The 25,672-nt window shown below is 69.7% G+C and carries 35 protein-coding genes; all 35 read right to left on the bottom strand.

The window, feature by feature from the left end; translation table 11 throughout:
- Positions 1-112 precede the first annotated feature (112 nt).
- Complete coding sequence (locus IEW07_RS06165) at positions 113-676, bottom strand: adenylate kinase (RefSeq protein WP_188535312.1); 564 nt, start codon at positions 674-676, stop codon at positions 113-115.
- A 125-nt stretch (positions 677-801) separates the two neighbouring features.
- On the bottom strand, positions 802-2,112 hold the full coding sequence (secY, locus tag IEW07_RS06170; RefSeq protein ID WP_188535314.1) for a preprotein translocase subunit SecY: 1,311 nt from the start codon (positions 2,110-2,112) through the stop codon (positions 802-804).
- A 270-nt stretch (positions 2,113-2,382) separates the two neighbouring features.
- Positions 2,383-2,859, bottom strand: a complete 477-nt coding sequence (gene rplO, locus IEW07_RS06175) for a 50S ribosomal protein L15 (RefSeq protein WP_188535316.1) — start codon at positions 2,857-2,859, stop codon at positions 2,383-2,385.
- A 2-nt stretch (positions 2,860-2,861) separates the two neighbouring features.
- Positions 2,862-3,071 (bottom strand): 50S ribosomal protein L30, encoded by a 210-nt coding sequence (gene rpmD, locus IEW07_RS06180; protein WP_047804314.1) that lies wholly within the window; start codon positions 3,069-3,071, stop codon positions 2,862-2,864.
- Positions 3,071-3,814 (bottom strand): 30S ribosomal protein S5, encoded by a 744-nt coding sequence (gene rpsE, locus IEW07_RS06185; RefSeq protein ID WP_188535318.1) that lies wholly within the window; start codon positions 3,812-3,814, stop codon positions 3,071-3,073. The genes rpmD and rpsE overlap by 1 nt, the downstream gene beginning before the upstream one ends.
- A complete protein-coding gene (gene rplR, locus IEW07_RS06190) occupies positions 3,811-4,182 on the bottom strand; it encodes a 50S ribosomal protein L18 (RefSeq protein ID WP_188535320.1) in 372 nt (123 codons plus the stop codon). Before rplR ends, rpsE begins: the two co-directional genes overlap by 4 nt.
- A gap of 2 nt (positions 4,183-4,184) precedes the next feature.
- Positions 4,185-4,721, bottom strand: a complete 537-nt coding sequence (gene rplF / locus IEW07_RS06195) for a 50S ribosomal protein L6 (protein ID WP_188535322.1) — start codon at positions 4,719-4,721, stop codon at positions 4,185-4,187.
- Positions 4,722-4,744: 23 nt separating this feature from the next.
- Entirely contained in the window at positions 4,745-5,143 is a 399-nt protein-coding gene (rpsH, locus tag IEW07_RS06200) for a 30S ribosomal protein S8 (protein ID WP_188535324.1), read from the bottom strand.
- 79 nt (positions 5,144-5,222) lie between these two features.
- Positions 5,223-5,792 carry a 50S ribosomal protein L5 gene (rplE, locus tag IEW07_RS06205; protein ID WP_188535326.1) on the bottom strand — a complete coding sequence of 190 codons (570 nt, stop codon included), beginning with the start codon at positions 5,790-5,792 and terminating at the stop codon, positions 5,223-5,225.
- On the bottom strand, positions 5,792-6,136 hold the full coding sequence (gene rplX / locus IEW07_RS06210) for a 50S ribosomal protein L24 (RefSeq protein WP_188535327.1): 345 nt from the start codon (positions 6,134-6,136) through the stop codon (positions 5,792-5,794). Before rplX ends, rplE begins: the two co-directional genes overlap by 1 nt.
- Positions 6,137-6,138: 2 nt before the next feature.
- The gene (rplN, locus tag IEW07_RS06215; protein WP_017833306.1) at positions 6,139-6,507 is read right to left on the bottom strand and encodes a 50S ribosomal protein L14; all 369 of its coding nucleotides are present in this window, start codon (positions 6,505-6,507) and stop codon (positions 6,139-6,141) included.
- 356 nt (positions 6,508-6,863) lie between these two features.
- The gene (rpsQ, locus tag IEW07_RS06220) at positions 6,864-7,154 is read right to left on the bottom strand and encodes a 30S ribosomal protein S17 (RefSeq protein ID WP_188535329.1); all 291 of its coding nucleotides are present in this window, start codon (positions 7,152-7,154) and stop codon (positions 6,864-6,866) included.
- Positions 7,151-7,426: a 50S ribosomal protein L29 gene (rpmC, locus tag IEW07_RS06225; protein ID WP_188535331.1), complete on the bottom strand. Its 276-nt coding sequence runs from the start codon at positions 7,424-7,426 to the stop codon at positions 7,151-7,153. Before rpmC ends, rpsQ begins: the two co-directional genes overlap by 4 nt.
- A 2-nt stretch (positions 7,427-7,428) precedes the next feature.
- Positions 7,429-7,845: a 50S ribosomal protein L16 gene (gene rplP, locus IEW07_RS06230; protein ID WP_017833303.1), complete on the bottom strand. Its 417-nt coding sequence runs from the start codon at positions 7,843-7,845 to the stop codon at positions 7,429-7,431.
- Positions 7,846-8,691 (bottom strand): 30S ribosomal protein S3, encoded by an 846-nt coding sequence (gene rpsC, locus IEW07_RS06235; RefSeq protein ID WP_188535333.1) that lies wholly within the window; start codon positions 8,689-8,691, stop codon positions 7,846-7,848. It lies immediately after the preceding gene.
- Entirely contained in the window at positions 8,692-9,057 is a 366-nt protein-coding gene (gene rplV / locus IEW07_RS06240; protein ID WP_188535335.1) for a 50S ribosomal protein L22, read from the bottom strand.
- 53 nt (positions 9,058-9,110) lie between these two features.
- On the bottom strand, positions 9,111-9,392 hold the full coding sequence (gene rpsS, locus IEW07_RS06245; RefSeq protein WP_047803924.1) for a 30S ribosomal protein S19: 282 nt from the start codon (positions 9,390-9,392) through the stop codon (positions 9,111-9,113).
- A gap of 12 nt (positions 9,393-9,404) precedes the next feature.
- On the bottom strand, positions 9,405-10,244 hold the full coding sequence (gene rplB, locus IEW07_RS06250; protein WP_188535337.1) for a 50S ribosomal protein L2: 840 nt from the start codon (positions 10,242-10,244) through the stop codon (positions 9,405-9,407).
- 33 nt (positions 10,245-10,277) lie between these two features.
- Positions 10,278-10,583: a 50S ribosomal protein L23 gene (gene rplW / locus IEW07_RS06255; RefSeq protein WP_188535339.1), complete on the bottom strand. Its 306-nt coding sequence runs from the start codon at positions 10,581-10,583 to the stop codon at positions 10,278-10,280.
- Positions 10,580-11,203, bottom strand: a complete 624-nt coding sequence (gene rplD, locus IEW07_RS06260; RefSeq protein ID WP_188535341.1) for a 50S ribosomal protein L4 — start codon at positions 11,201-11,203, stop codon at positions 10,580-10,582. The genes rplW and rplD overlap by 4 nt, the downstream gene beginning before the upstream one ends.
- A gap of 4 nt (positions 11,204-11,207) precedes the next feature.
- Positions 11,208-11,864, bottom strand: coding sequence for a 50S ribosomal protein L3 (gene rplC / locus IEW07_RS06265; protein WP_188535343.1), 657 nt, complete (start codon positions 11,862-11,864; stop codon positions 11,208-11,210).
- A gap of 16 nt (positions 11,865-11,880) precedes the next feature.
- Complete coding sequence (gene rpsJ / locus IEW07_RS06270) at positions 11,881-12,189, bottom strand: 30S ribosomal protein S10 (protein ID WP_003803825.1); 309 nt, start codon at positions 12,187-12,189, stop codon at positions 11,881-11,883.
- 505 nt (positions 12,190-12,694) lie between these two features.
- Positions 12,695-13,885, bottom strand: a complete 1,191-nt coding sequence (gene tuf / locus IEW07_RS06275) for an elongation factor Tu (protein ID WP_188535345.1) — start codon at positions 13,883-13,885, stop codon at positions 12,695-12,697.
- A gap of 159 nt (positions 13,886-14,044) precedes the next feature.
- Complete coding sequence (fusA, locus tag IEW07_RS06280; RefSeq protein WP_188535347.1) at positions 14,045-16,159, bottom strand: elongation factor G; 2,115 nt, start codon at positions 16,157-16,159, stop codon at positions 14,045-14,047.
- A 69-nt stretch (positions 16,160-16,228) separates the two neighbouring features.
- A complete protein-coding gene (gene rpsG / locus IEW07_RS06285; protein WP_047803917.1) occupies positions 16,229-16,699 on the bottom strand; it encodes a 30S ribosomal protein S7 in 471 nt (156 codons plus the stop codon).
- Positions 16,699-17,073 carry a 30S ribosomal protein S12 gene (gene rpsL / locus IEW07_RS06290; RefSeq protein ID WP_062734959.1) on the bottom strand — a complete coding sequence of 125 codons (375 nt, stop codon included), beginning with the start codon at positions 17,071-17,073 and terminating at the stop codon, positions 16,699-16,701. Before rpsL ends, rpsG begins: the two co-directional genes overlap by 1 nt.
- A 328-nt stretch (positions 17,074-17,401) precedes the next feature.
- Positions 17,402-18,214, bottom strand: a complete 813-nt coding sequence (locus IEW07_RS06295) for an IclR family transcriptional regulator domain-containing protein (RefSeq protein ID WP_188535349.1) — start codon at positions 18,212-18,214, stop codon at positions 17,402-17,404.
- Positions 18,215-18,286: 72 nt separating this feature from the next.
- Positions 18,287-18,979: a 3-oxoacid CoA-transferase subunit B gene (locus IEW07_RS06300; RefSeq protein WP_188535351.1), complete on the bottom strand. Its 693-nt coding sequence runs from the start codon at positions 18,977-18,979 to the stop codon at positions 18,287-18,289.
- Between the two features lie 2 nt (positions 18,980-18,981).
- Positions 18,982-19,674: a 3-oxoacid CoA-transferase subunit A gene (locus IEW07_RS06305; RefSeq protein WP_188535353.1), complete on the bottom strand. Its 693-nt coding sequence runs from the start codon at positions 19,672-19,674 to the stop codon at positions 18,982-18,984.
- Between the two features lie 35 nt (positions 19,675-19,709).
- Positions 19,710-20,903 carry a thiolase family protein gene (locus tag IEW07_RS06310; protein WP_188535355.1) on the bottom strand — a complete coding sequence of 398 codons (1,194 nt, stop codon included), beginning with the start codon at positions 20,901-20,903 and terminating at the stop codon, positions 19,710-19,712.
- 158 nt (positions 20,904-21,061) lie between these two features.
- Positions 21,062-21,463 (bottom strand): 4-carboxymuconolactone decarboxylase, encoded by a 402-nt coding sequence (pcaC, locus tag IEW07_RS06315; RefSeq protein ID WP_188535357.1) that lies wholly within the window; start codon positions 21,461-21,463, stop codon positions 21,062-21,064.
- Complete coding sequence (locus IEW07_RS06320; protein ID WP_188535359.1) at positions 21,460-22,341, bottom strand: alpha/beta fold hydrolase; 882 nt, start codon at positions 22,339-22,341, stop codon at positions 21,460-21,462. Before IEW07_RS06320 ends, pcaC begins: the two co-directional genes overlap by 4 nt.
- Positions 22,338-23,792 (bottom strand): lyase family protein, encoded by a 1,455-nt coding sequence (locus IEW07_RS06325; RefSeq protein ID WP_188535361.1) that lies wholly within the window; start codon positions 23,790-23,792, stop codon positions 22,338-22,340. The genes IEW07_RS06320 and IEW07_RS06325 overlap by 4 nt, the downstream gene beginning before the upstream one ends.
- A gap of 139 nt (positions 23,793-23,931) precedes the next feature.
- Positions 23,932-24,516, bottom strand: coding sequence for a protocatechuate 3,4-dioxygenase subunit alpha (gene pcaG / locus IEW07_RS06330; RefSeq protein ID WP_188535363.1), 585 nt, complete (start codon positions 24,514-24,516; stop codon positions 23,932-23,934).
- On the bottom strand, positions 24,509-25,330 hold the full coding sequence (gene pcaH / locus IEW07_RS06335; RefSeq protein WP_188535365.1) for a protocatechuate 3,4-dioxygenase subunit beta: 822 nt from the start codon (positions 25,328-25,330) through the stop codon (positions 24,509-24,511). The genes pcaG and pcaH overlap by 8 nt, the downstream gene beginning before the upstream one ends.
- Between the last annotated feature and the right edge of the window lie 342 nt (positions 25,331-25,672).

Here is a 25,672-nt window from a genome sequence, read left to right on the forward strand (position 1 = left end):
GTCCTTCCCGGCCGTCCGCGCCCCCGGGTCGGGGACGGGCGGTCGTGTGTTAAACGTGAGACCCCCGGGGGTGTCCGGGGGTGTCACGCCGTCGGTGGTGCGGGGCGGCTCGTCAGGAGAGCGCCGCCATGATCCGCTCGGTGACCTCGTCGACGGTCCCCAGGCCGTCGACCTCGCGGACGATGCCGCGCTGGTCGTAGAGGTCGACGACCACGGCCGTCTCCTTGTCGTAGACGTCCAGGCGGTGCCGGATGACGTCTTCGGTGTCGTCGGTGCGGCCCTCCTTCTGGGCGCGGCCCAGGAGGCGCTGCACGAGCTCGTCACGGTCCGCGGTGAGCTGCAGGACGACGTCGAGGTCCTGGCCCAGCTCGGCGAGGATGGAGTCCAGCTCCGCCACCTGCGCGGCGTTGCGCGGGTAGCCGTCGAGCAGGAAGCCGTCGGCGGCGTCGGCCTCGGCGAGGCGGGCGCGGACCATGCGGTTGGTCACGGAGTCGGGCACGAGGTCGCCGGCGTCGATGTAGCCCTTGGCCTCGCGGCCGAGGTCGGTCTCCGCCTTGATGTTGGCCCGGAAGATGTCGCCGGTGGAGATCGCCGGGATGCCCAGCTTCTCTGTGATGCGCACGGCCTGGGTGCCCTTGCCTGCCCCGGGGGGTCCGATGATGAGCATGCGGGTCATGGAGTCTCCTTGCGTTCGGTGATGGCTGCGGGCCCAGTCTACCGGCCGGTCCCCGCCCCTCCCCGGGACGGCGGCGCGTGCCGCGGCCCCGGGGACGGGGCTCGGTGGCTCAGTGGCTGAGCGGCTCAGCGGAGCAGGCCCTCGTAGTTGCGCTGCTGCAGCTGCGCCTCGATCTGCTTCACGGTGTCCAGGCCCACGCCCACCATGATCAGCAGCGACGGGCCGCCGAACGGGAAGTTCTGGTTCGCGTCGATCAGCACGAGCGCCACGAGCGGGATCATCGAGACGATGCCCAGGTACAGGGCGCCGGGGAACGTGATGCGGGTGAGCACGTACTGGAGGTACTTCTCGGTGGGCCGGCCGGCGCGGATGCCGGGGATGAAGCCGCCGTAGCGCTTCATGTTGTTGGAGACCTCCTCCGGGTTGAACGTGATCGACACGTAGAAGTACGTGAAGAACACGATCATCATGAAGTACAGCGCCATGTAGAACGGGTGGTCGCCGGAGACGAGGTAGGTGTTGATCCAGTTGACCCAGCCGGGGATGTCGGTGCCGTCGTCGGGCATCCCGAACTGGGCCAGCATGCCGGGCAGCATCAGCATCGAGGACGCGAAGATGATCGGGATGACGCCGGCCATGTTGACCTTGAGCGGGATGTAGGTGGTCGTCCCGCCGATCGTGCGCCGCCCCACCATGCGCTTGGCGTACTGGACGGGGACGCGGCGCTGGGACTGCTCCACGAAGACCACGCACGTGATGACGACCAGGCCCACGGCGAGGACGGTGAGGAACAGGCCCCAGCCGCGGGTGCGCAGGATGTCGCCCAGGGCCGAGGGGAAGGTCGCGGCGATCGAGGTGAAGATCAGCAGGGACATGCCGTTGCCGACGCCCTTCTCCGTGATCCGCTCGCCGAGCCACATGATGATCGCGGTGCCCGCGGTCATGGTGATGACCATGATCACGACCGTCCAGATCGTGTCGTTCGGGATGATCGGAAGGGGGCAGTCCCCCAGCAGGGCGCCCGAGCGGGCGAGGGAGACGATGGTGGTCGCGTTGAGCAGGGCCAGCCCGATCGTCAGGTAGCGGGTGTACTGGGTGAGCTTCGTCTGCCCCTGCGCCCCCTCCTCGTGCAGCTCCTGGAAGCGCGGGATGACCACGCGCAGCAGCTGGGTGATGATGCTGGCCGTGATGTACGGCATCACGCCGAGGGCGAAGATCGACAGCTGCAGCAGCGCGCCGCCGCTGAAGAGGTTCACCATGTCGTACACGCCGCCCGAGGTGTTGCCCAGGGCCAGGCACTGCTGCACGTTGCCGTAGTCCACGCCCGGCGCCGGGATGAACGTGCCCAGGCGGTAGAGCACGATGAGGGCGAGGGTGAACCCCAGCTTCCGTCGCAGGTCGGGGGTTCGCAACGCCCGTCCGAAAGCGCTGAGCACATGTCCTCCTAGAGACTGGGTCCGACCGGCGTCCGGCCGCGTAGGTGGGGTGGGGCGGGAGCACGGTCCCGGTCCGCACGCGGATCGGGCGCGGACGACTCCCGGGCAAGTCTAACGAACGCGCCGCCGCCGGGGCCCAACCGGGGCCAGTGCGACGGCGCGGCGGGCGCGGCGGCCCGACGACGGGTCAGGCCCCGCCCACGCTGGCGTGGACGGGGCCTGACCGGTGCGCCGCGGGACCGGGCAGTGCGCCCGGTCCCGCGGCCGCGCTCACAGCGCGGTGGTGCTACCGCCGGCGGCGGCGATCTTCTCGGCGGCGGAGCCCGAGAAGGCGTGCGCCTTCACGTTCACCGCGACCGCGATCTCGCCGGAGCCCAGGACCTTGACGGGCTGGTTCTTGCGGACCGCGCCCTTGGCCACGAGCGAGTCGACCGTGACGTCGCCGCCCTCGGGGAACAGCTCGGTGAGCCGGTCGAGGTTGACGACCTGGTACTCGACGCGGAACGGGTTCTTGAACCCGCGCAGCTTCGGCAGGCGCATGTGCAGCGGGAGCTGCCCGCCGGCGAAGCCCGCCTTGACCTGGTACCGGGCGCTGGTGCCCTTGGTGCCGCGGCCGGCGGTCTTGCCCTTGGAGCCCTCACCGCGACCCACGCGGGTCTTGGCGGTCTTGGCGCCCGGGGCCGGACGCAGGTGGTGCACCTTGAGGGCGTGCACCTTCTCGTTGTTCTCAGCAGTGTTGTCTGCCATGGTTACTTGGCCTCCTCGACCTTGACCAGGTGGGCGACGGTGTTGACCATGCCCGCGGTCACCCCGTCGGCCTTGCGGACGACCACGTTGCCGGGCCGCTTCAGGCCGAGCGAGCGCAGGGTGTCACGCATGTTCTGCTTCTGGCCGACCACCGAACGGATCTGCGTGATGCGCAGCTCCGCCCCGTCGGGCTGGATACGCTTGCCGGACATCAGGCACCTGCCTTCTGGATCGAGCGCAGCAACGGACCGGGAACGACCTCGTCCATCGGCAGGCCGCGGCGGGCCGCGACGGCTGCCGGCTCCTCGAGCTGGCGGAGGGCCTGGATGGTTGCGTGCACGATGTTGATCTGGTTCGACGAGCCCAGGGACTTGGAGAGCACGTCGTGGATGCCGGCGCACTCGAGCACGGCGCGCACCGGACCACCGGCGATCACTCCGGTACCCGGGGTCGCCGGGCGCAGCATGACGACGCCTGCGGCGGCCTCGCCCTGCACGCGGTGCGGGATGGTGCGCTCCTCGATGCGGGGGACGCGGAAGAAGTTCTTCTTCGCCTCCTCCACGCCCTTCGAGATCGCGGCCGGCACCTCCTTGGCCTTGCCGTAGCCCACACCGACCATGCCGTTGCCGTCACCGACGACGACGAGGGCGGTGAAGCTGAAGCGACGGCCGCCCTTGACGACCTTCGACACGCGGTTGATGGTCACGACGCGCTCGAGGAACTTGTCCTTCTCCTCGTCGCGGCCGCCACGGCCCCCGCGGCCGCCACGCTCGCCGCGGCCGCCACGCTCGCCGCCGCGCCCGCCACGATCGCCGCCGCGGCCCCCGCGGTCGCCGCGGGAGTCCTGGGAGCGGTTGTCGGTGGACTCGGTGGTCTGCTGGGCCCCGGTCGCTTCCGTGGAAGCAGTGCTGGCTTCGGTCACCTGAGTTTCCTTCTCGTTGTTCTGCTCGCTCACAGTGCCAGACCTCCCTCGCGGGCGCCGTCGGCGACGGCCGCCACGCGACCGTGGTACTTGTTGCCGCCGCGGTCGAACACGACCGCCTCGACACCGGCAGCCTTGGCGCGCTCGGCCACGAGCTCACCCACGCGCTTGGCCTTGGCGGTCTTGTCCGCCTCGGTGCCGCGCAGGTCGGCCTCCATGGTGGAGGCCGAGGCCACGGTCACGCCCTTGGTGTCGTCGACGACCTGCACGAACATGTGCCGGGCAGAGCGGTTCACGACGAGGCGCGGACGGGCGGCGGTGCCGGTGAGGTGCTTGCGCACGCGCACGTGGCGGCGGCTGCGGGCAGCGGCCTTGGACTTGCCCTTGATCTTCAGAGCCATGATTACTTACCAGCCTTTCCGGCCTTGCGGCGGATCTGCTCGCCGGCGTACCGCACGCCCTTGCCCTTGTAGGGCTCGGGGGCACGCAGCTTGCGGATGTTGGCGGCGACCTCGCCGACCTGCTGCTTGTCGATGCCGTTGACGGTGAGCTTGTTGACACCCTCGACGGTGAACGAGATGCCCTCCGGCGCCTTGAAGGTGATCGGGTGGCTGTAGCCCAGGGCGAACTCGAGGTCCTGGCCCTTGGCCTGCACACGGTAGCCGGTGCCCACGATCTCGATGCCCTTGGTGTAGCCCTGGGTGACGCCCTGGATCATGTTGGCGATCAGGGTGCGGGTCAGGCCGTGCAGGGAGCGGGACTCGCGCTCGTCGTTGGGACGGGCGACGGTGAGGGTGCTGTCCTCGAGCGCGACGGTGATCGGGCTGGCAACGGTGTGCTGCAGCTCGCCCTTCGCGCCCTTGACGGTGACGACGTTGCCGTCGACCTTGACCTCCACACCGGCCGGCACAGAGATGGGGAGACGTCCAATACGTGACATGTTCTCTTCCTTTCTGTTCCGGGTTACCAGACGAACGCGAGGACTTCGCCGCCCACGCCCTTCTTCGCGGCCTGCTTGTCGGTCAGCAGCCCGGAAGAGGTGGACAGGATGGCGATGCCCAGGCCGCCGAGGACCTTGGGGAGGTTGGTGGACTTGGCGTAGACGCGCAGGCCCGGCTTGGAGATGCGCCGGACGCCCGCGATCGAGCGCTCACGGTTCGGGCCGAACTTCAGGGACAGGGTCAGGGTCTTGCCGACCTCGGCCGGCTGCTCCGTCCAGTCCGCGATGTAGCCCTCGCTCTTGAGGATGTCCGCCACGCGAGCCTTGAGCTTGGAGTACGGCATGCTCACGGTGTCGTGGTAGGCGGAGTTGGCGTTGCGCAGACGCGTCAGCATGTCCGCGACAGGATCTGTCATTGTCATTTTGGGGGCACGTGCCCTTCCTCGTCCCGGTTTCCGCCGGCGCCGTGGGGCGCGCGGGCGGACCTGGAACGTAGCGGGATTAGTTGGTCTTGAAGGGGAAGCCGAGCGCCTTCAGCAGCGCACGGCCCTCGTCGTCGGTCTTCGCGGTGGTGACCACCGTGATGTCCATGCCGCGGACGCGGTCGATCCGGTCCTGGTCGATCTCGTGGAACATGGACTGCTCGGTGAGGCCGAAGGTGTAGTTGCCGTTGCCGTCGAACTGGCGGTCGGACAGACCGCGGAAGTCGCGGATGCGCGGCAGGGCCAGGGTCACCAGGCGGTCGAGGAACTCCCACATGCGGTCGCCGCGCAGGGTGGTGTGCGCGCCGATGGGCATGCCCTCGCGGAGCTTGAACTGCGCGATGGACTTCCGGGCACGGGTCACGAGCGGCTTCTGGCCGGTGATCGCGGTCAGGTCGCGGACGGCGCCGTCGATGAGCTTGGAGTCCTTCGCGGCGTCACCCACGCCCATGTTCACGACGACCTTGACGACGCGCGGGATCTCCATGACGTTGCCGTAGGAGAACTGCTCCTGCAGCGCGGGAACGACGGTCTCCTGGTACTTGGCCTTGAAGCGCGGGGACACGCTGATCTCGGTGGTTTCGGTCATCACAGATCCTTGCCGGTGCTCTTGGAGACGCGGACGCGGACGGTCTTCTGGCGTCCGTCGCGCTCCACGGTCTCGGTGCGGTAGCCGACGCGGGTCGGCTTCTTGGTCTCCGGGTCCACGAACGCCACGTTGGACACGTGGATCGGGGCCTCGACCTTCTCGATGCCGCCGGCTTCGCCCTGCATGGAGGCCTTGCGGTGGCGGGTCATGACGTTGATGCCCTCGACCACCACGCGGGAGGTCTCCGGGAGCACGCGCAGGACCTTGCCCTGCTTGCCCTTGTTGTCCCTGCTGCCGGAGATGACCTGCACGAGGTCACCGGTCTTGATCTTGAACTTCGCCATGGTCAGAGCACCTCCGGGGCCAGCGAGATGATCTTCATGAACTTCTTGTCGCGCAGCTCGCGGCCCACGGGGCCGAAGATGCGCGTGCCACGGGGGTCCCCGTCGTTCTTCAGGATCACTGCGGCGTTCTCGTCGAACTTGATGTAGGAGCCGTCCGGACGACGGCGCTCCTTCTTGGTACGGACGATGACGGCCTTGACCACGTCGCCCTTCTTGACGTTCCCACCGGGGATCGCGTCCTTGACGGTGGCGACGATGATGTCGCCGATGCCTGCGTAGCGACGTCCGGATCCACCGAGAACGCGGATGGTCAGGATTTCCTTCGCACCCGTGTTGTCGGCGACCTTCAGTCGCGACTCCTGCTGAATCACTGATTACTCCTGTCGTCACGCCGGTTCCAACACCGTTCGAGAGCACGGTGCGGGCCTTGCGGAACAGCTTGTCGGATGATGTGCCCTCCCCCGGCGTCGCACGCCGGACCGGGCCAGCTCTCCATGCCAGGAGCATCTGAACCCGCCACCAGGGGGCGCGGGGGCGCCCTGCACGCGGTCATTATGCGCTGGCACGAAGAGCTGTGGGTCGTACGGGCAGACAAATTGGCCCATACAAGCTCACCAGCCTAGCACAGACGGGGCGCTGTCCGTGCCGGGCCGGGAGCGGACGACGGCCCGTCCCTCGCGAGGAGGGACGGGCCGTCGTGGCAGTGGCCGGCTCTAGCGAGCCAGGGTCACTTGGCCTTCTCGAGGATCTCCACGATCCGCCACCGCTTGGCGGCGGACAGCGGGCGGGTCTCCGCGATCAGGACGAGGTCGCCGACACCGGCGGAGTTCTGCTCGTCGTGGGCCTTGACCTTCGACGAGCGGCGCATGACCTTGCCGTACAGGGCGTGCGTGACGTTGTCCTGCAGCTGCACGACGACGGTCTTGTCCATCTTGTCGGAGACCACGTAGCCGCGGCGGGTCTTGCGGTCCCCGCGCTCGGCGGCCTGCTCGGCCCCGTTGTTGATCTGCTCGGTCACTTGGCGTCCTCCTCGGAGGTGGTCTCGGCGGTCTTCTCTGCGGACTCCGCCTGGGGCCGGATGCCGAGCTCGCGCTCGCGCAGCACCGTGTAGATGCGCGCGATGTCGCGCTTGACGGCCTTCAGGCGACCGTTGTTCTCGAGCTGGCCGGTTGCGGACTGGAAGCGGAGGTTGAACAGCTCCTCCTTGGCCTTGCGCAGCGCCTCAGCCAGAGACTCGTTGTCGAGGGCCGCGAGGTTCTCGACGTTCAGATCCTTGGATCCAACAGCCATTCTCATTCACCACCTTCGCGACGCACGATGCGTGCCTTCATCGGGAGCTTGTGGATCGCCAGGCGCAGGGCCTCACGGGCGACCTCTTCGGACACGCCGGAGAGCTCGAACATGACGCGGCCCGGCTTGACGTTGGCGACCCACCACTCGGGGGAACCCTTACCGGAACCCATGCGGGTCTCGGCGGGCTTCTTGGTCAGGGGACGGTCCGGGTAGATGTTGATCCAGACCTTGCCGCCACGCTTGATGTGGCGGGTCATGGCGATACGGGCGGCCTCGATCTGACGGTTCGTCACGTAGGCCGGCGTGAGCGCCTGGATGCCCCATTCGCCGAAGGCGACGGTGGTGCCGCCCTTCGCAGCGCCCGACCGCTTGGGGTGGTGCTGCTTGCGGAACTTCACACGACGTGGGATGAGCATTTACTTACCACCCTCTGCGTTGGTCGCCTCCGCGGCCGGAGCCTGGGAGGCGGCGGAGTCGCTGCGCTCACGGCGTCCGCCACGGTCGTTACGGTCGGTGCGACGACGCTCGCCGCCGCCGCGACGCTCGCCGGGGCCACCACGGCGGTCGCGGTCGCCGCCGCGGCCGCGGGACGGAGCGGCGGCCTGCTGGGCAGCCAGTTCCTTCGCGGTGAGGTCGCCCTTGTAGATCCAGACCTTCACGCCGATGCGGCCGAAGGTGGTCTTGGCCTCGAAGAAGCCGTAGTCGATGTTCGCGCGGAGGGTGTGCAGGGGCACGCGGCCCTCGCGGTAGAACTCCGAGCGGCTCATCTCGGCGCCGCCGAGGCGGCCGGCGCACTGGATCCGGATGCCCTTGGCGCCGGCCCGCTGCGCGGACTGGATGGCCTTCTTCATGGCACGGCGGAACGCCACGCGGGAGGCGAGCTGCTCGGCGACGCCCTGCGCCACCAGCTGGGCATCGGTCTCGGGGTTCTTGACCTCGAGGATGTTCAGCTGGATCTGCTTGCCGGTGAGCTTCTCGAGCTCGCCGCGGATGCGGTCGGCCTCGGCGCCGCGGCGGCCGATGACGATGCCCGGGCGCGCCGTGTGGATGTCCACGCGGACACGGTCACGGGTGCGCTCGATCTCGACCTTGGAGATGCCGGCGCGCTCCATGCCCGTGGACATGAGCTCGCGGATCCTGATGTCCTCGCGGACGTAGTCCTTGTAGCGCTGACCCTCCTTGGAGGAGTCCGCGTACCAGTGCGACACGTGGTCGGTGGTGATGCCCAACCGGAACCCGTGCGGGTTGATCTTCTGTCCCACTTAGCGGACCTCCTCGCTGTCCGGGGTCGCCACGATCACGGTGATGTGGCTCGTGCGCTTGTTGATGCGGAAGGCGCGCCCCTGGGCACGCGGCTGGAACCGCTTCATGGTGGGGCCCTCGTCGACGAAGGCCTCGCTCACGACGAGCTCCTCCTCCTTGAACGGCAGGCCGTCCCGGTCGGCCAGCTGGCGCGCGTTGGCGACAGCCGACTGGAGGACCTTGAACACCGGCTCCGAAGCGCCCTGCGGGGCGAACTTCAGAATCGCCAGAGCCTCATTCGCCTGTTGGCCACGAATCAGGTTGACGACGCGCCGGGCCTTCATAGGCGTCACGCGGATGTAGCGCGCAGATGCCTTGGCTTCCATTGCTTTCCTTCTCTCGTCTTCTCGAAGTGCTCACGCTGCGGGATCCCGGAGGATCAGCGGCGCTTGCCCTTCTTGTCGTCCTTCACATGGCCGCGGAAGGTCCGCGTCGGAGCGAACTCGCCGAGCTTGTGCCCGACCATCGACTCGGTGATGAACACGGGGATGTGCTTGCGTCCGTCGTGCACGGCGATCGTGTGCCCGAGCATGTCGGGGATGATCATCGAGCGGCGGGACCACGTCTTGATGACGTTCTTGGTGCCCTTGTCGTTCTCCTTGGCGACCTTCAGGAAAAGGTGCTGATCGACGAAAGGGCCCTTCTTCAGGCTGCGTGGCATGTGTCAGGCTCCTTAGCGCTTGTTCTTGCCGGTGCGACGACGGCGGACGATGAGCTTGTCGCTCTCCTTGTTGGGGCGGCGGGTGCGGCCCTCGGGCTTGCCGTTCGGGTTCACCGGGTGGCGACCACCGGAGGTCTTGCCCTCGCCACCACCGTGCGGGTGGTCGACCGGGTTCATGACCACACCGCGGACGGTCGGGCGGATGCCCTTCCAGCGGTTGCGGCCGGCCTTGCCCCAGTTGATGTTGGACTGCTCGGCGTTGCCGACCTCGCCCACGGTCGCGCGGCAGCGCACGTCGACGTTGCGGATCTCGCCGGAGGGCAGACGGAGCTGGCCGTACTTGCCCTCCTTCGCGACGAGCTGCACCGACGCGCCGGCCGAGCGGGCCAGCTTGGCGCCGCCGCCGGGACGGAGCTCGACGGCGTGGATCACGGTGCCGACGGGGATGTTGCGCAGCGGCAGGTTGTTGCCGGGCTTGATGTCGGCGCCCGGACCGGACTCGACGGTGTCACCCTGCGACAGCTTGTTCGGCGCCACGATGTAGCGCTTGGACCCGTCCACGTAGTGCAGCAGCGCGATGCGCGCGGTGCGGTTCGGGTCGTACTCGATGTGCGCGACCTTGGCGTCGACGCCGTCCTTGTCGTGGCGACGGAAGTCGATGACGCGGTACTGGCGCTTGTGCCCGCCACCCTTGTGCCGGGTGGTGATGCGGCCCTGGTTGTTGCGGCCGCCCTTCTTGGGCAGCGGCCGGACCAGCGACTTCTCGGGGGTCGTGCGCGTGATTTCTGCGAAGTCGGCAACGGAGGAGCCGCGACGGCCCGGGGTTGTCGGCTTGTGCTTGCGGATAGCCATATGGGTTCAGTTCCTCGTTAAAGTGGTCTCCGCTCAGGCGAGCGGACCGCCGAAGATGTCGATGGTGCCTTCCTTCAGGGTCACGACGGCACGCTTGGTGCCCTTGCGCTGACCCCAGCCGAAGCGCGTGCGCTTCCGCTTACCGGCACGGTTGATGGTGTTCACGGACTCGACCTTGACGCCGAAGATCTGCTCGACGGCGTACTTGATCTCCGTCTTGTTCGAGTCGGGCGCCACGAAGAACGTGTAGCGGCCCTCGTCGATGAGCCCGTAGGACTTCTCCGAGACGACGGGAGCGATGATGACGTCGCGGGGATCCTTGATGGTGGTCGCGCTCACTTGGCGTCCTCCTGCTTCTTCTTGCTGGCCGCGGCCACGAACGACTCGTACGCGGCCCGGGTGAAGACCACGTCGTCGGAGACCAGCACGTCGTACGTGTTGAGCTGGTCCGCGTAGATGGTGTGGACGTCGTCCAGGTTGCGGACCGACAGAGCGGCCACGTCGTCCTGGCGGTCGAGCACGACCAGCACGTTCTTGCGCTCGGTCAGCGCGCGCAGCGTCGACTGGGCGGCCTTCGTGTTCGGGACGGTGCCCTCGACGAGTGCCTCCACGACGTGGATGCGGTTGTTGCGCGCCCGGTCCGAGAGGGCACCGCGCAGGGCGGCGGCCTTCATCTTCTTGGGGGTGCGCTGGCTGTAGTCGCGCGGGGTCGGGCCGTGCACGACGCCGCCGCCGGTCATGTGCGGGGCGCGGATCGAGCCCTGGCGCGCGCGGCCGGTGCCCTTCTGCTTGAAGGGCTTGCGGCCGGCGCCGGAGACCTCGGCGCGGGTCTTGGTCTTGTGCGTGCCCTGGCGGGCCGCGGCCAGCTGAGCGACGACGACCTGGTGCAGCAGCGGCACGTTGGTCTGGACGTCGAAGATCTCGGCGGGCAGGTCGACGTTGACGGTCTGAGTTGCCATGGTGTCAGGCTCCCTTCACTGCGGTGCGGACGAGGACGACCGAACCCTTGGGGCCCGGGAGGGCGCCCTTGATGAGCAGCAGGGAGTTCTCGGCGTCCACGGCGTGAACGGTGAGGTTCTGGGTCGTGTGGCGCTCGTTGCCCATGCGGCCCGCCATGCGCATGCCCTTGAACACGCGAGCGGGGTAGGAGGCGCCGCCGATGGATCCCGGCTTGCGGTGGTTCTTGTGGGCACCGTGGGAGGCGCCGACACCGGAGAAGCCGTGACGCTTCATCACGCCGGCCGTGCCCTTGCCCTTGGTGGTGCCGATGACGTCGACCTTCTGGCCGGCCTCGAAGGTCTCCACGGAGAGCTCCTGGCCCAGCTCGTAGCTGTCGGCGTCGGCGGTCCGGAGCTCCACGACGTGGCGGCGGGGGGTCACGCCGGCCTTCTCGAAGTGGCCGGCCAGCGGCTTGGTGACCTTGCGGGGGTCGATCGCACCGAACCCGATCTGCACGGCCGAGTAGCCGTCACGGTCCTGGTTGCGCAGCTGGGTCACGACGTTGGAGTCCGCCTTGACGACGGTCACCGGCACGAACTTCCCGTTCTCGTCCCAGACCTGGGTCATGCCGAGCTTCGTGCCCAGCAGGCCCTTCACCTGGCGTTCGAAAGTGGTAGTCATTGGGATGCGATCCTCTTTACAGCTTGATTTCGATGTTCACGTCGGCCGGCAGGTCGAGACGCATGAGCGAGTCGACAGCCTTCGGCGTGGGGTCGATGATGTCGATCAGCCGCTTGTGGGTGCGCATCTCGAAGTGCTCACGGCTGTCCTTGTACTTGTGCGGCGAGCGGATGACGCAGTACACGTTCTTCTCCGTCGGCAGCGGCACGGGGCCGACCACCGTCGCGCCTGCGCGCGTCACCGTCTCAACGATCTTCCGGGCCGAGACGTCGATGACCTCGTGGTCATAAGACTTCAGCCGGATGCGGATTTTCTGTCCCGCCATGGCGTCGTGACTCTCTTTCTTGAAGTACTTCCCTGTGACGGAGCTCGCGCTCCTTGTGCATGGCGCCGGGTCTGACGGGCGCCGCTCCACGCAGGCTGAATCCGGAAGATTCCGGGTTCCTCACCCTGCTGGAGCTCCGACCCCCGAACTCGGGCGTGTCGCCTCGCGCAGAACACGCGGGCGCACCGAGTCCATCTGGACGAGGGCGGGTCGTATGTGGTCCGTACGTGGCGGCGGCTCGGGCTGCCGGCTCTCGGTTCTGCTTCGGATGACTACCGGTTCGAACCGCTGAGAGCACACGTCGGCGCTTGAACAACGTCGTCCATCCTGCCAGAGATCAGGACGGGGTGCAAATGCACGGTGTCCCGTCCGGGACACGCGGCCGGCCCCTCCCCCGGCCCCCTGAGCCGGGCAGGGCGGGGCCCCGACGGACCCCGGACACGGGAGAACCCCCCGCCGCGCGAGGCGGCGGGGGGTTCTCGAAAGATCCCGAGGAGTCAGAGGACTACTTGATGATCTTGGTGACGCGGCCGGAGCCCACGGTGCGGCCACCCTCGCGGATGGCGAAGCCGAGGCCCTCCTCCATGGCGATCGGCTGGATCAGCGCGACCGTCATCTCGGTGTTGTCGCCGGGCATGACCATCTCGGTGCCCTCGGGCAGCGTGATGACGCCGGTGACGTCGGTGGTCCGGAAGTAGAACTGCGGACGGTAGTTCGAGTAGAACGGGTTGTGACGGCCGCCCTCCTCCTTGGAGAGGATGTAGACGTTCGCCTCGAAGTCGGTGTGCGGGGTGATGGAACCCGGCTTGCACACGACCTGGCCGCGCTCGACGTCGTCACGCTTGAGACCGCGGAGCAGCAGGCCGCAGTTCTCGCCCGCCATGGCCTCGTCCATCTGCTTGTGGAACATCTCGATGCCGGTGACCGTGGTCTTCTGGACCGGGCGGATGCCGACGATCTCGACCTCGGAGTTGATCGGCAGGGTGCCACGCTCGGCACGGCCGGTCACCACGGTGCCGCGACCGGTGATGGTGAAGACGTCCTCGATGGGCATGAGGAACGGCTTGTCCATGTCACGGATGGGGTCGGGGACGTTCTCGTCCACGGCGTCCATGAGCTCCTCGATCTTGGCGACCCACTCGGGGTCACCCTCGAGGGCCTTGAGCGCGGAGACGCGGATCACGGGAGCGTTGTCGCCGTCGAAGCCCTGGTCGGAGAGGAGCTCGCGCACCTCCATCTCGACGAGGTCCAGCAGCTCCTCGTCGTCGACCATGTCGGACTTGTTCAGGGCCACCAGCAGGTAGGGCACGCCCACCTGGCGGGCGAGCAGCACGTGCTCGCGGGTCTGGGCCATGGGGCCGTCGGTGGCGGCGACCACGAGGATGGCGCCGTCCATCTGCGCCGCACCGGTGATCATGTTCTTGACGTAGTCGGCGTGGCCCGGGGCGTCCACGTGGGCGTAGTGCCGCTTCTCCGTCTGGTACTCGATGTGCGCGATGTTGATGGTGATGCCGCGCTGCTTCTCCTCCGGGGCGGAGTCGATGGCGCCGAAGTCGCGCTGCTCGTTGAGGTCCGGGTACTTGTCGGCCAGGACCTTGGAGATGGCAGCGGTGAGCGTCGTCTTGCCGTGGTCGACGTGGCCGATGGTGCCGATGTTGACGTGCGGCTTGGTGCGCTCGAACTTGGCCTTCGCCATGGTTGTTCCTCCTAGAACATTTGTCGAAACTTGCCCAGTGCTTCCCCGCCGCGTGAAGGGGCCGGGGGGCTGAGGCGATCAGCAGTACTGAAACCTCTGCAAGTCTACTTTGGCTGTGGTTGTTTGATGAAATTCCCGGCCGGGGCCGAGGGGTGGTGCTTACTCGCCGCGGTTCTTCTGGACGATCTCCTCGGCGACGGCCTTGGGGACCTCCGAGTAGCTGTCGAACTGCATCGAGTAGACGGCACGGCCCTGGGTCTTGGAGCGCAGGTCGCCGATGTAGCCGAACATCTCGGACAGCGGCACGAGCGCCTTGACCAGCTTGACGCCGGTGACGTCCTCCATGGACTGGATCTGGCCGCGGCGGGAGTTCAGGTCGCCGATGACCTCGCCCATGTACTCCTCGGGGGTGCGCACCTCGACGGCCATCAGCGGCTCGAGCAGAACCGGCTGGGCCCGGCGGGCGCCCTCCTTGAAGACCATCGAGCCGGCGATCTTGAACGCCATCTCGGAGGAGTCGACGTCGTGGTACGCGCCGTCGAGCAGCGTGGCTTTGACGCCCACGACCGGGTAGCCGGCCAGGATGCCGAGACGCATGGCGTCCTGGATGCCCGCGTCCACGGAGGGGATGTACTCGCGCGGCACGCGGCCGCCGGTGACCTTGTTGTCGAACTCGTAGAGCTCCTCGGAGTCCAGCGGGATCGGCTCGAAGGCGACCTGCACCTTCGCGAACTGGCCGGAGCCACCGGTCTGCTTCTTGTGCGTGTAGTCGACCTTGTCGACGGCCTTCTTGATCGTCTCGCGGTAGGCCACCTGGGGCTTGCCGACGTTCGCCTCGACCTTGAACTCGCGCTTCATGCGGTCCACCAGGATGTCCAGGTGGAGCTCGCCCATGCCGCCGATCTCGGTCTGGCCGGTCTCCTCGTTGAGGGACACGGTGAACGTGGGGTCCTCGGCGGAGAGCTTCTGGATCGCGACCGAGAGCTTCTCCTGGTCGCCCTTGGTCTTCGGCTCGATGGCCACGGAGATCACGGGGTCCGGGAAGGTCATCGACTCGAGCACGATCGGGTTCTGGAGGTCGCACAGGGTGTCGCCCGTGGTGGTGTCCTTGAGCCCGATGGCCGCGTAGATGTGGCCGGCCTGGATGGTGTCGACCGGGTTCTCCTTGTTGGAGTGCATCTGGAACAGCTTGCCGATGCGCTCCTTCTTGCCCTTGGTGGAGTTGAGCACCTGGTCGCCGTTGGAGGCCTTGCCGGAGTACACGCGGATGTAGGTGAGCTGGCCGTAGAACGGGTGGGTGGCCACCTTGAACGCGAGGGCGGAGAACGGCGCGGTGGAGTCCACCGGGCGGGAGAGGATCTCCTCCTCGTTGTTCAGGGCGTGGCCCTCGACGTTCGGGACGTCCAGCGGGGACGGCAGGAAGTCGATGACGGCGTCGAGCATCGGCTGCACGCCGCGGTTCTTGAACGCGGAGCCGCACAGCACGGGGTACGCCTGCGAGGTGATGGTGAGCTTCCGGATGCCGGCCTTGAGCTCCTCGAGGGTCAGCTCCTCGCCGCCCAGGTACTTCTCCATGAGCTCGTCGTCGGCCTCGGCGACGGACTCGACCAGCTGGTTGCGGTACTCCTCGGCCTTCTCCTGGAGGTCGGCCGGGATCTCCTCGATCTCGTACTTGGCGCCCATGGAGACGTCGCCCTTGGAGTCGCCGGGCCACACGAAGGCCTTCATGGTGAGCAGGTCGACGACGCCGGTGAACGCGGACTCGGAGCCGATCGGGAGCTGCATCACCAGCGGCTTGGCGCCGAGGCGGTTGATGATGGTGTCGACGGTGAAGTAGAAGTCGGCGCCCAGCTTGTCCATCTTGTTGACGAAGCAGATGCGGGGGACGTCGTACTTGTCGGCCTGGCGCCAGACCGTCTCCGACTGGGGCTCGACGCCCTCCTTGCCGTCGAAGACCGCGACGGCGCCGTCGAGCACGCGCAGGGAGCGCTCGACCTCGACCGTGAAGTCCACGTGGCCGGGGGTGTCGATGATGTTGATCTGGTTGTCGTGCCAGTAGCAGGTCGTCGCGGCGGACGTGATCGTGATGCCGCGCTCCTGCTCCTGCGCCATCCAGTCCATGGTGGAGGCACCATCGTGGGTCTCGCCGATCTTGTGGGAGATACCGGTGTAGAACAGGATGCGTTCGGTGGTGGTGGTCTTGCCGGCATCGATGTGGGCCATGATGCCGATGTTGCGGACCTTCTTGAGGTCGGTAAGCACGTCAAGTGCCACGGTGTTTCCCTTTCGGAGATGGTGCCGGCGGCCTGCCGGCCCGTGTGGGGCCGACAGGCCTGAAAGATTCTACCAGCGGTAGTGGGCGAAGGCCTTGTTGGACTCCGCCATCTTGTGGGTGTCCTCGCGGCGCTTCACGGCGGCACCGAGACCGTTGGACGCGTCCAGGATCTCGTTCTGCAGACGCTCCGTCATGGTGTTCTCGCGGCGGAGCTTGGAGTAGCCGACGAGCCAGCGCAGGGACAGCGCCTGGGCCCGGCCGGGCTTGACCTCGACGGGCACCTGGTAGGTCGCGCCGCCGACGCGGCGGGACTTGACCTCGAGGGCCGGCTTGACGTTCTCCAGGGCCTTCTTGAGCGTGGCGACCGGATCGGCGCCGGTCTTGCCGCGGACGCCCTCGAGGGCGCCGTAGACGATGCGCTCGGCGGTGGACTTCTTGCCGTCCTGGAGGACCTTGTTGATCAGCTGCGTGACGACCGGGGAGCTGTACACCGGGTCGACGACGAGCGGGCGCTTGGGAGCGGGACCCTTACGAGGCATTACTTCTTCTCCTTCTTGGCGCCGTAGCGGGAACGGGCCTGCTGGCGGCCCTTGACACCCTGGGTGTCGAGCGCGCCGCGGACGATCTTGTAGCGGACACCGGGGAGGTCCTTCACGCGACCGCCGCGGACGAGCACGATGGAGTGCTCCTGCAGGTTGTGGCCCTCACCGGGGATGTAGGCCGTGACCTCGATGCCGCCGTTGAGCTTCACACGGGCGACCTTGCGCAGCGCGGAGTTCGGCTTCTTCGGGGTGGTGGTGTACACACGGGTGCACACGCCGCGCTTCATGGGGCTGCCCTTGAGCGCGGGGGCCTTGGTCTTGACGACCTTGGGGGTCCGGCCCTTGCGGACCAGCTGCTGGATTGTAGGCACAGTGTCTCCTGGTTGCGCGGGTCGTTCGAGGACCCGCTGGGATGTTCCGCTCCCCCGCCCCTCCGGCGTGGGCCGGGCACGGGGCGCGGGCTGACGGTAAGCCTGGCGGACGATCACCACGGTCCTGGCGCCGGGAGTCCCCGGGCAGACGAAAAGAATGGCATTCAGGCACACATAGCGTGCCAGAGGACCGAGTCCGTTCTGCCATTGATCTTCCCGGTTCCGTCGGCGCGCCTGGCGCCGGCGGATGACCGTGCAATTCCTCGACAGCCTATCAGACCGCCCCGGCCCCCGGAAACCGGGGGCCGGACGTTCAGCAGCCGGGGGCTCAGCGGCCGGCGGCCGCGAGGTCCGCGGAGATCCGGCGGGCGCACTCGAGCAGGGGCGGGACGACGTCGCGCACCGGGTCCGTGGCGCCGGTGCCCGGCATGCCCACGCGCATGGAGACGTTGACGGCGGCGACCGTGCGCCCGGACCCGTCGGTCACCGGGGCCGCGACGGAGCGCAGGCCGATCTCAAGCTCCTGGTCGACGACGGCCCAGCCCTGCTCTCGGACGCGGCGCAGGTCGGCCTCGAGCGCGGCGCGGTCCACGAGCGTGCGCTCGGTCAGGGCGGGCAGCGCCGCCGTGCGGAAGTACTCCTCGAGCTGGGCGTCGTCGAGGCCCGCGAGCAGCACGCGGCCCATCGAGGTGGCGTGGGCGGGGAACCGGGTGCCCACCGCGATGGCGACGGTCATGATCCGGTGGGTGGAGACCCGGGCGACGTAGACGATGTCGGTGCCGTCCAGGACGGAGGCGGAGGTGGACTCCTCCAGGAGCGCCGAGAGCGCCTCCAGGTGGGGGGCGGCGAGGGCCGGCAGGGAGAGGGAGGAGAGGTAGGCGTAGCCGAGCTGCAGCACCTTGGGCGTGAGCTCGAACAGCCGCCCGTCGGTGCGGACGTAGCCCAGCTCCTCGAGGGTGAGCAGGAAGCGCCGGGCGGTGGCGCGGGTGAGGCCGGTGCGCCGGGCGACGTCGCTGAGGGTCATCCGGGCGTGCTGCGCGTCGAACGCGGAAACCACGCTCAGGCCGCGGGCGAGGGACTGCACGAACTGTCCGGACGTGCCCCGCTCGCCCTCGGGGGCGGTCGGGTCGGGCTCGGTCATGGGTGCTCCTCGGGACGGGACGGGGCGGGCGGGGGCGCGTCCTGCCAGGACGCGCCCCCGCCCGGTGCGCGGTCAGCGGGCGGCGGGCCGCAGGGGGACGCCGACGATCTCCTGGAGCTCGTCGAAGTCGATCCCGAAGGTCTCGCGCACGACGACGCCGTCCTCCTCGATGAGGAACACGGCCTTGTCGGTGTAGATGCGGGAGACGCAGGCGACGCCGGTGAGCGGCATGGTGCACTCCTCCACCAGCTTGGACTGCCCGTTCTTGGTGAGCAGCGTCATCATGACGAAGGTCTGCTTCGCGCCGGTGGCGAGGTCCATGGCCCCGCCCACGGCCGGGATGGCGTCCGGCTTGCCCGTGTGCCAGTTGGCGAGGTTGCCCTTGCGGTCCACCTGGAACGCGCCGAGCACGCAGCAGTCGAGGTGGCCGCCGCGCATCATGGCGAACGAGTCCGCGTGGTGGAAGTAGGAGCAGCCCGGGGTCTCGACCACGGGGATCTTGCCGGCGTTGATGAGGTCGGGGTCCACCTCGTCGCCCTGGGCCTCGCGGCCCATGCCCAGCATGCCGTTCTCGGTGTGCAGGGTGACGTCGTCCTCGGGGCTGAGGTAGTTGGCCACCAGCGTCGGCTGGCCGATGCCCAGGTTGACGTAGGAGCCGGCGGGGATGTCCGCGGCCACGATCTTCGCCAGCTCGTCGTGGTTCAGCGGGGTCTCGGAGGTCCGCAGGGCCGCGACGGCCTGCTGGTGGGTGGTCTGCTCGCTCATGGTCAGAGCTCCTCTCGGGGGTCGGTCTGGGCCGGGGCGTCGATCCGCACGACCGTGTCCACGTAGATGCCCGGCGTCACGACGACCTCGGGGTCCAGCTGGCCGCGCTCGACGACCTCGGCGACCTGCACGATGGAGGTGGTGGCGGCGGCGGCCATGATCGGCCCGAAGTTGCGCGCCGTCTTGCGGTAGACGAGGTTGCCCGCCTTGTCCGCGATGTGCGCCTTGGTCAGGGAGAAGTCGGCCTTGATGGGGTGCTCGAGGATGTAGTGGCGGCCGTCGATCTCGCGCGCCTCCTTGCCCTCCGCCAGCGGGGTGCCGTAGCCGGTGGGGGTGAAGAACCCGCCGATGCCGGCGCCGGCGGCGCGGATCCGCTCGGCGAGGTTGCCCTGGGGGACGACCTCGAGCTCGATCTCGCCGGCCCGGTACTTCGCGTCGAAGTGCCACGAGTCGGACTGGCGCGGGAAGGAGCAGATGATCTTCCGCACGCGCCCGAGCTGGATCAGCCGGGCGAGCCCCACGTCGCCGTTGCCCGCGTTGTTGTTCACGACGGTCAGGCCGGTGGCGCCGTGCTCGATCAGCGCGTCGATGAGCTCGACGGGCTGGCCGGCCACGCCGAAGCCCCCGATCATGACGGTGGCGCCGTCGTGGATCTCAGCCACGGCCTGGGCGCAGCTGTCTGCGATGTTCAGCATGCTTTGTGCCTCTCTTCGGTGGTCTCGGGTGGTTCTCAGGCGTTCTGGTTCTCGAGCACGACGGCGAGGCCCTGCCCCACGCCGATGCAGATGGCGGCGACGCCCCAGCGCTTCCCGGAGGCCTCGAGGGACCGGGCCAGGGTGCCCAGGATACGGGTGCCCGAGGCGCCGAGGGGGTGGCCGATCGCGATGGCGCCGCCGTGCCGGTTGACGATCCCAGGGTCGATCCCCCAGGCGTCGACGCACGCGAGGGACTGGGCGGCGAAGGCCTCGTTGAGCTCGACGGCGGCGACGTCGTCCCACGTGATCCCGGCGCGCCGCAGGGCGAGGTTGGCGGCCTCGACCGGGGCGAAGCCGAAGAACTGCGGCTCGTTGGCGGCGGCGCCGCGCCCGGCGATGCGGGCGAGGGGCTGCAGGCCGGTCAGCTCGGCGGCCTTCTCGGAGCCCAGCAGGGCGGCGGAGGCGCCGTCGTTGAGGGGCGAGGCGTTGCCGGCGGTGACGGTGCCGCCCTCGTCCTGCGTGCGGAAGACGGTCTTGAGCCCGCCCAGCTTCTCGACGGTCGAGGACGCACGGACGGACTCGTCCTGCGTCAGCTCGGTGCCGGGGACCTGCACGGTGAGGTCCGCGTAGAAGCCCTCGTCCCACGCCTGCTGGGTGAGCTGGTGGGAGCGGTAGGCGAACTCGTCCATGCGGTCGCGGGTGATGCCGTGCTTCTCGGCGAGCTGCTCGGTGGCCTCGCCCAGGGAGACGGTCCACTCCGGGTTCATCCTCCGGTTCACGAGCCGCCAGCCCAGCGTGGTGGAGGCGAGGGTCATGTCCCCGGCGGGGTAGGGCCGCTCGGTCTTGGGCAGCACCCAGGGGGCGCGGCTCATGGACTCCACGCCGCCGACCAGCACGAGGTCCGCCTCACCGGCGTTGATCTGCCGGGAGGCGATGATCGCGGCGTCCAGGGAGGAGCCGCACAGGCGGTTGACGGTGGTGCCGGGAAGCTCGACGGGCAGGCCCGCGAGCAGCGTGCCCATGCGGGCGACGTTGCGGTTCTCCTCGCCCGCGCCGTTGGCGTTGCCGAAGACGACCTCGTCGATCGTGGCGGGGTCCAGCGCGGACGCGCGCCGGACCTGCTCGCCGATGACGTGGGCGGCCAGGTCGTCGGGGCGCACGCCCGCCAGGGCGCCGCCGAAGCGCCCGAAGGGGGTCCGGACGGCGTCGTAGATGTAGGCCTCGGTCATGGTGTGTTCCTCACTTGCGTCGTTGCTCGTCGGTCACGGACGGACACGGGGTCGGGGTGGGTCTGGATCGGGGTGGGTCTGGATCGGGGTGGGTCTGGATCGGGGTGGGCCTGTGCGGGCCGGGAGCGGGTCCGGGCGGATCGGCGGCCCCGCGGGCCTCAGGCCGCGTCGAGGGCGTCGAGGACCTGCTTGGCGTGCTTGAACGCGTTGTTGGCGGAGGGCACGGAGAGGTAGATCGCCGACTGCAGCAGGATCTCCTTGATCTCCTCGCGCTCGAGGCCGTTGCGCAGGGCGGCGCGCACGTGCATCTCGAACTCCTCCCAGTGCCCGGCGGCGATCAGCGCGGTCAGGGTGATCGCGCTGCGCATCCGCCGGTCCAGGCCGGGGCGGGTCCAGATCTCACCCCAGGCGTAGCGGGTGATGAAGTCCTGGAACTCGGCGGTGAACTCGTCCTTGGTCGCCTCGGCGCGGTCCACGTGGGCGTCCGAGAGGACCTCGCGGCGCACGACCATGCCGTCCGCGTGGGCCTGCTGCTCGGTGCGCTGGGGGTCGGTGCTCATGCTCGGTCTCCTTCGGGGCGGGCTGCGGCCGCGGGGGCGTGCGGATCTGCGGGAGGGGCTGCGGGACGGGAGGGGCCGGGGGCGAAGTGCTCGCCCAGGAGCCGCGCGACCTCCTGCGGGGCCTCCGCCGGCATCAGGTGCGCGGCGCCGTCGAGGACGACGGCGCGCCCGCCCACGGCGTCGGCGACGGCCGCGACGGCCTCCGGCGGGGTGGCGACGTCGTGCGCGCCGGCCACCGTGAGGACGGGGGCGCGGACGGCGCCGAGCCGGTCGCGGACGTCGAACGCGCCGAGGGCCTCGCAGGCCCGGGCGTAGGAGAAGCGGTCGGCGCCCTGCAGGTCGTGCAGGAGGTCGGTCGTGGTCACGGCGTCCCGCTCGATGAAGCCGGGCGCGAACCAGCGCTGGGCGGAGCCGACCACCTGGGTCGGGGTGCCGGCGGCGGCCACCAGGCGGGCGCGCTCGGCCCAGGCGCCGGGCTCCCCCACCCGGGCGGCGGTGCCCAGGAGGGCGGCGGCGCGGACCCGGTCCGGGGCGTCGAGGAGCAGCTGCTGGCCCACGCAGCCGCCGATCGAGTTCCCCGCGTAGAAGAACGACCGTTCGATCTCGGTCTCGGCCGCCGCGCGGTAGCGGTCCACGGCCTCGAGGACGGCCCGGGCGAGCTCGGCGACGGTGAACGGCTCGCCGGTGGGGGCCGAGGCCCCGTGGCCGGGCAGGTCCCAGCCGACGACGCGCACGTCGCCCTCGAGCCGGCGGGCGACGCCCGCCCAGAGCGACGCCACGGACGTGCCCAGGGAGGGGCCGAGGACCAGCAGAGGGGCCTGCGCGGAGGGCGCCGGCCGGTCGATGAACTCGACGAGGGTGAGGACGGGGACGGTCATGCGGTGCTCCTGGCGGTGGTGCCGGCGGGCGCGCCGGGGGTGGTCGAACGGTCGTTCGCGGACCGGCGGGCCCGCTCGAGCACCCGGTCGATCAGCAGGTCGTTGGCGCCGAGGTACCCGGCGGGGTCGAGCAGCCCGGCGACGAAGGCCTCGTCGACCGGGGCGCCCTCCGGGCGCGCGGCGCCGGCGGCCAGCCGCACGAGGGCGGCCACCATGCCGGGGCGGTCGGTCGCGTGCTCGCGCACGACCGCCTGGACCCGCTGCTTGCCGGAGGCGCCGTCCGCGGCCGGCACCAGGGGCGCGAGGGCGGCGCTGATCCGCTCCGCCAGGACGGCGGGGCCGGAGGCGTCGAGGTTGGCGCGCATGCGTGCGGGGTCGACGGCCAGGCCCTGGGCCAGCTCCGCGGCGTGCGACGACGCCGCGACCGTCAGCCGGGCGAGCTCCCGCAGCGCGGACCACTCGGTGTGCCAGGCTCCGTCGGGCCGCTCGTCGACGTACAGGGAGGCCGCCAGGTGGAGCTGGGCGGCCAGCTGCGGGGCCGTCAGCGCGGTGCGCTTGAGCAGCACCGACAGGACCGGGTTCTGCTTCTGCGGCATGGCGGAGGACACGCCGCGGCCCTCGGCCGCCGGCTCGCGCAGCTCCCCGAGCTCGGGGCGGCTCAGGAGCAGGACGTCGTTGGCGATCCGCCCGAGGGCCGAGCACACGGCCGCGAGGGTGTCCCCCGCGCGCAGCACGGGACGGCGGGTCGTGTGCCAGACGTGCGGGGGCAGGGCGAGGCCGAGCTCCTCGGCCCAGAGCCGGGCGAGGTCGAGGGCGCGCTCGGCGGCGTCCGGGGCGTCGGGGAAGAGGGCGAGGCTCGCAGCGAGGGAGCCGACCGCGCCGCCGTAGGAGACGGGGAGTCGGTCCAGCTCGGCCAGGTCCTCCTCGAGGTCCTGGAGGCCGGCCAGCCACGAGGCGGCCTTGAGCCCGAAGGTGGTGGGCAGCGCGTGCTGGGTGAGGGTGCGGGCGGCCTGGACGGTGCCGCGGTGGGCGTCGGCCAGGCGGGCCAGCGCGTCGCGGGTCCGCCCGAGGTCGCGGGCCAGGGGCTCGGCGGCCCGGCGCACGACCAGCATCACGGCGGTGTCCATGACGTCCTGGCTGGTGAGGCCGCGGTGCACCCAGCGCACCGCGTCGGGGTCCACCTCCCCCAGCCGGCGGCGGTAGTCGGCGAGGAGCGGGATCACGGGATTGCCCCCGCCCTCGGCGCGCCGGGCGACGTCGGCGGCGTCGTAGTCCTCGGCCCGGGCCGCCGCGCGGGCCGAGGACGCGGCGGCGTCCGGGGCCAGGCCGGCGCGCGCCTGGGCGGCGACCCAGGCGGCCTCGACGTCGAGGAGCGCCTGGAGCACGGCGGTGTCGTCCGTGCGCTCGGCCCCCCGGTGGGCTCCGGGGCTGAGCAGCCCGACGTCGGTCATGCGCGTTCTCCTGGGAAGTCGTCCGGCCGGGCGGCCGGGGTGTCGTCGTGCGTCGGCGCCGTCCTCGCGCGGGCGCACCGCGGACGGACGGCGGCGCAGGGGCTCCGGCCGGTGCGGCCGGAGCCCCTGCGCCGGCGGGTCACTTCTCGAGGTTCGGGTACGTCAGGAAGACGGTCTCGTCCTCGCCCTGCAGCCTGATGTCGAAGCGCAGGGAGCCGTCGGCCTCGCGCTCGGCGACCAGGGTCCGGCGGCGGTCCTCGGGCAGGGAGCTCAGCAGCGGGTCGTTCGCCAGCGCCTCGGTGTCCTCCGGCAGGTAGATCCGGGTGAACAGCCGGTTGAGCAGGCCGCGGGCGAAGACCGTCAGGGTGATGAACGGCGCCTTGCCGGGCTCGGTCGGCCCCGGGTCGACGGTGGTGAAGGTGTAGTGCCCCACGTTGTCGACCGGCACGCGGCCGAAGCCGGTGAAGGTGTAGCCGTCGCGCACGAGCGAGCCGTCCGCGGTGGGCACCGCGCCGTTCTCGTCGGCCTGCCAGATCTCCAGCAGGGCGTCGGGGACGACGGCGCCGTGGCCGTCGGTGACCACGCCGTGCAGGCGGACCGCCTTCGGGTGGGCCGGGTGCACGAGCTGCTCGCCCTTCTCGAAGGGCAGCGCGTAGCCGTAGAACGGCCCGATGGTCTGGCCCGGGGTCGCGACGAGCTTGGTGTTCGAAGAGTTCTCAGACATTGGAGTCGCCTTCCGTCCAGGTGCGGTTGGAGCCGCTGAGCACGATGTCCCACTTGTAGCCGAGCAGCCACTCGTGCTCGGAGACGTCGTGGTCGTACTCGGCCACGAGCCGTTCGCGGGCCTTCGGGTCCACGATGGACTGGTAGATCGGGTCCAGCGCGAACAGCGGGTCGGACGGGAAGTACATCTGGGTGATCATCCGCTGGGTGAAGTCCGTGCCGAACAGGGAGAAGTGCACGTGCGCGGGCCGCCACGCGTTGTGGTGGTTCTTCCAGGGGTACGGGCCCGGCTTGATGGTGACGAACTCGTAGGAGCCGTCGTCGCCGGTGATGCAGCGGCCCACGCCCGTGAAGTTGGGGTCGATGGGAGCCGGGTGCTGGTCGCGCTTGTGGATGTAGCGGCCGGCGGCGTTGGCCTGCCAGATCTCCACGAGCTGGTTGCGCACGGGCCGGCCGTCGCCGTCGAGGACGCGGCCGCGGATCTTGATCCGCTCGCCGATGGGCTCCCCGCCGGACTGGATGGTGAGGTCGGACTCGAGCCGGTGCACGTCCCGCTCGCCGAAGGCCGGGGCGTAGAGCTCGATGGTCTCGGGGTCCGTGTGGTGGGGATCCTTGGTGGGGTGGCGCAGGATCGAGCTGCGGTAGGGCGCGTAGTCCAGCCGCGGCTGCGTCTCGGGGGCGCCCGAGGCGTCGTACTGCTCCGTGATCCGGGCCATTTCCTGATTCAGGTCCGCCTGCGTGTCCGCCGCGTCATCCGGGCCCTTCGGGGTGAGGTGCACGAAGGCCTCCTCGGGACCCTGGTCCTTGTCGGTCATGGATCAACTCCTTTGTCGCGAAGTGGCTGCCGGACCGGATGGAAGGCCGGTCGCGGCTGCGGTGAGCGGCGCGCCGCCTGCGGAGATCCCTCCGAGGATAGCGCACCGGGTACATCATTCGCACATGTGTTCACTGTGCGAACTATTCTGGTGTCACATGGGCAGGGGGAGCACGGACGGGCCCGGCGGCGCCGGGTCCCGCCGCTCAGCTCTCCGGCCAGCCGGTGTAGGATTCGGCGAAGTAGGCCGCCCCGCGCTCGGAGCCGGTGATCGCCTGGAACTCCCCGTGCCGGCGCTTCTGGTTGAACGGGTTCTCCCCGGGCTGGGTGTGCATCAGGTTGG

Origin of the sequence: Kocuria dechangensis (genome assembly GCF_014636775.1) — a bacterium.
In the GTDB taxonomy this organism is placed as follows: Bacteria; Actinomycetota; Actinomycetes; order Actinomycetales; family Micrococcaceae; genus Kocuria; species Kocuria dechangensis.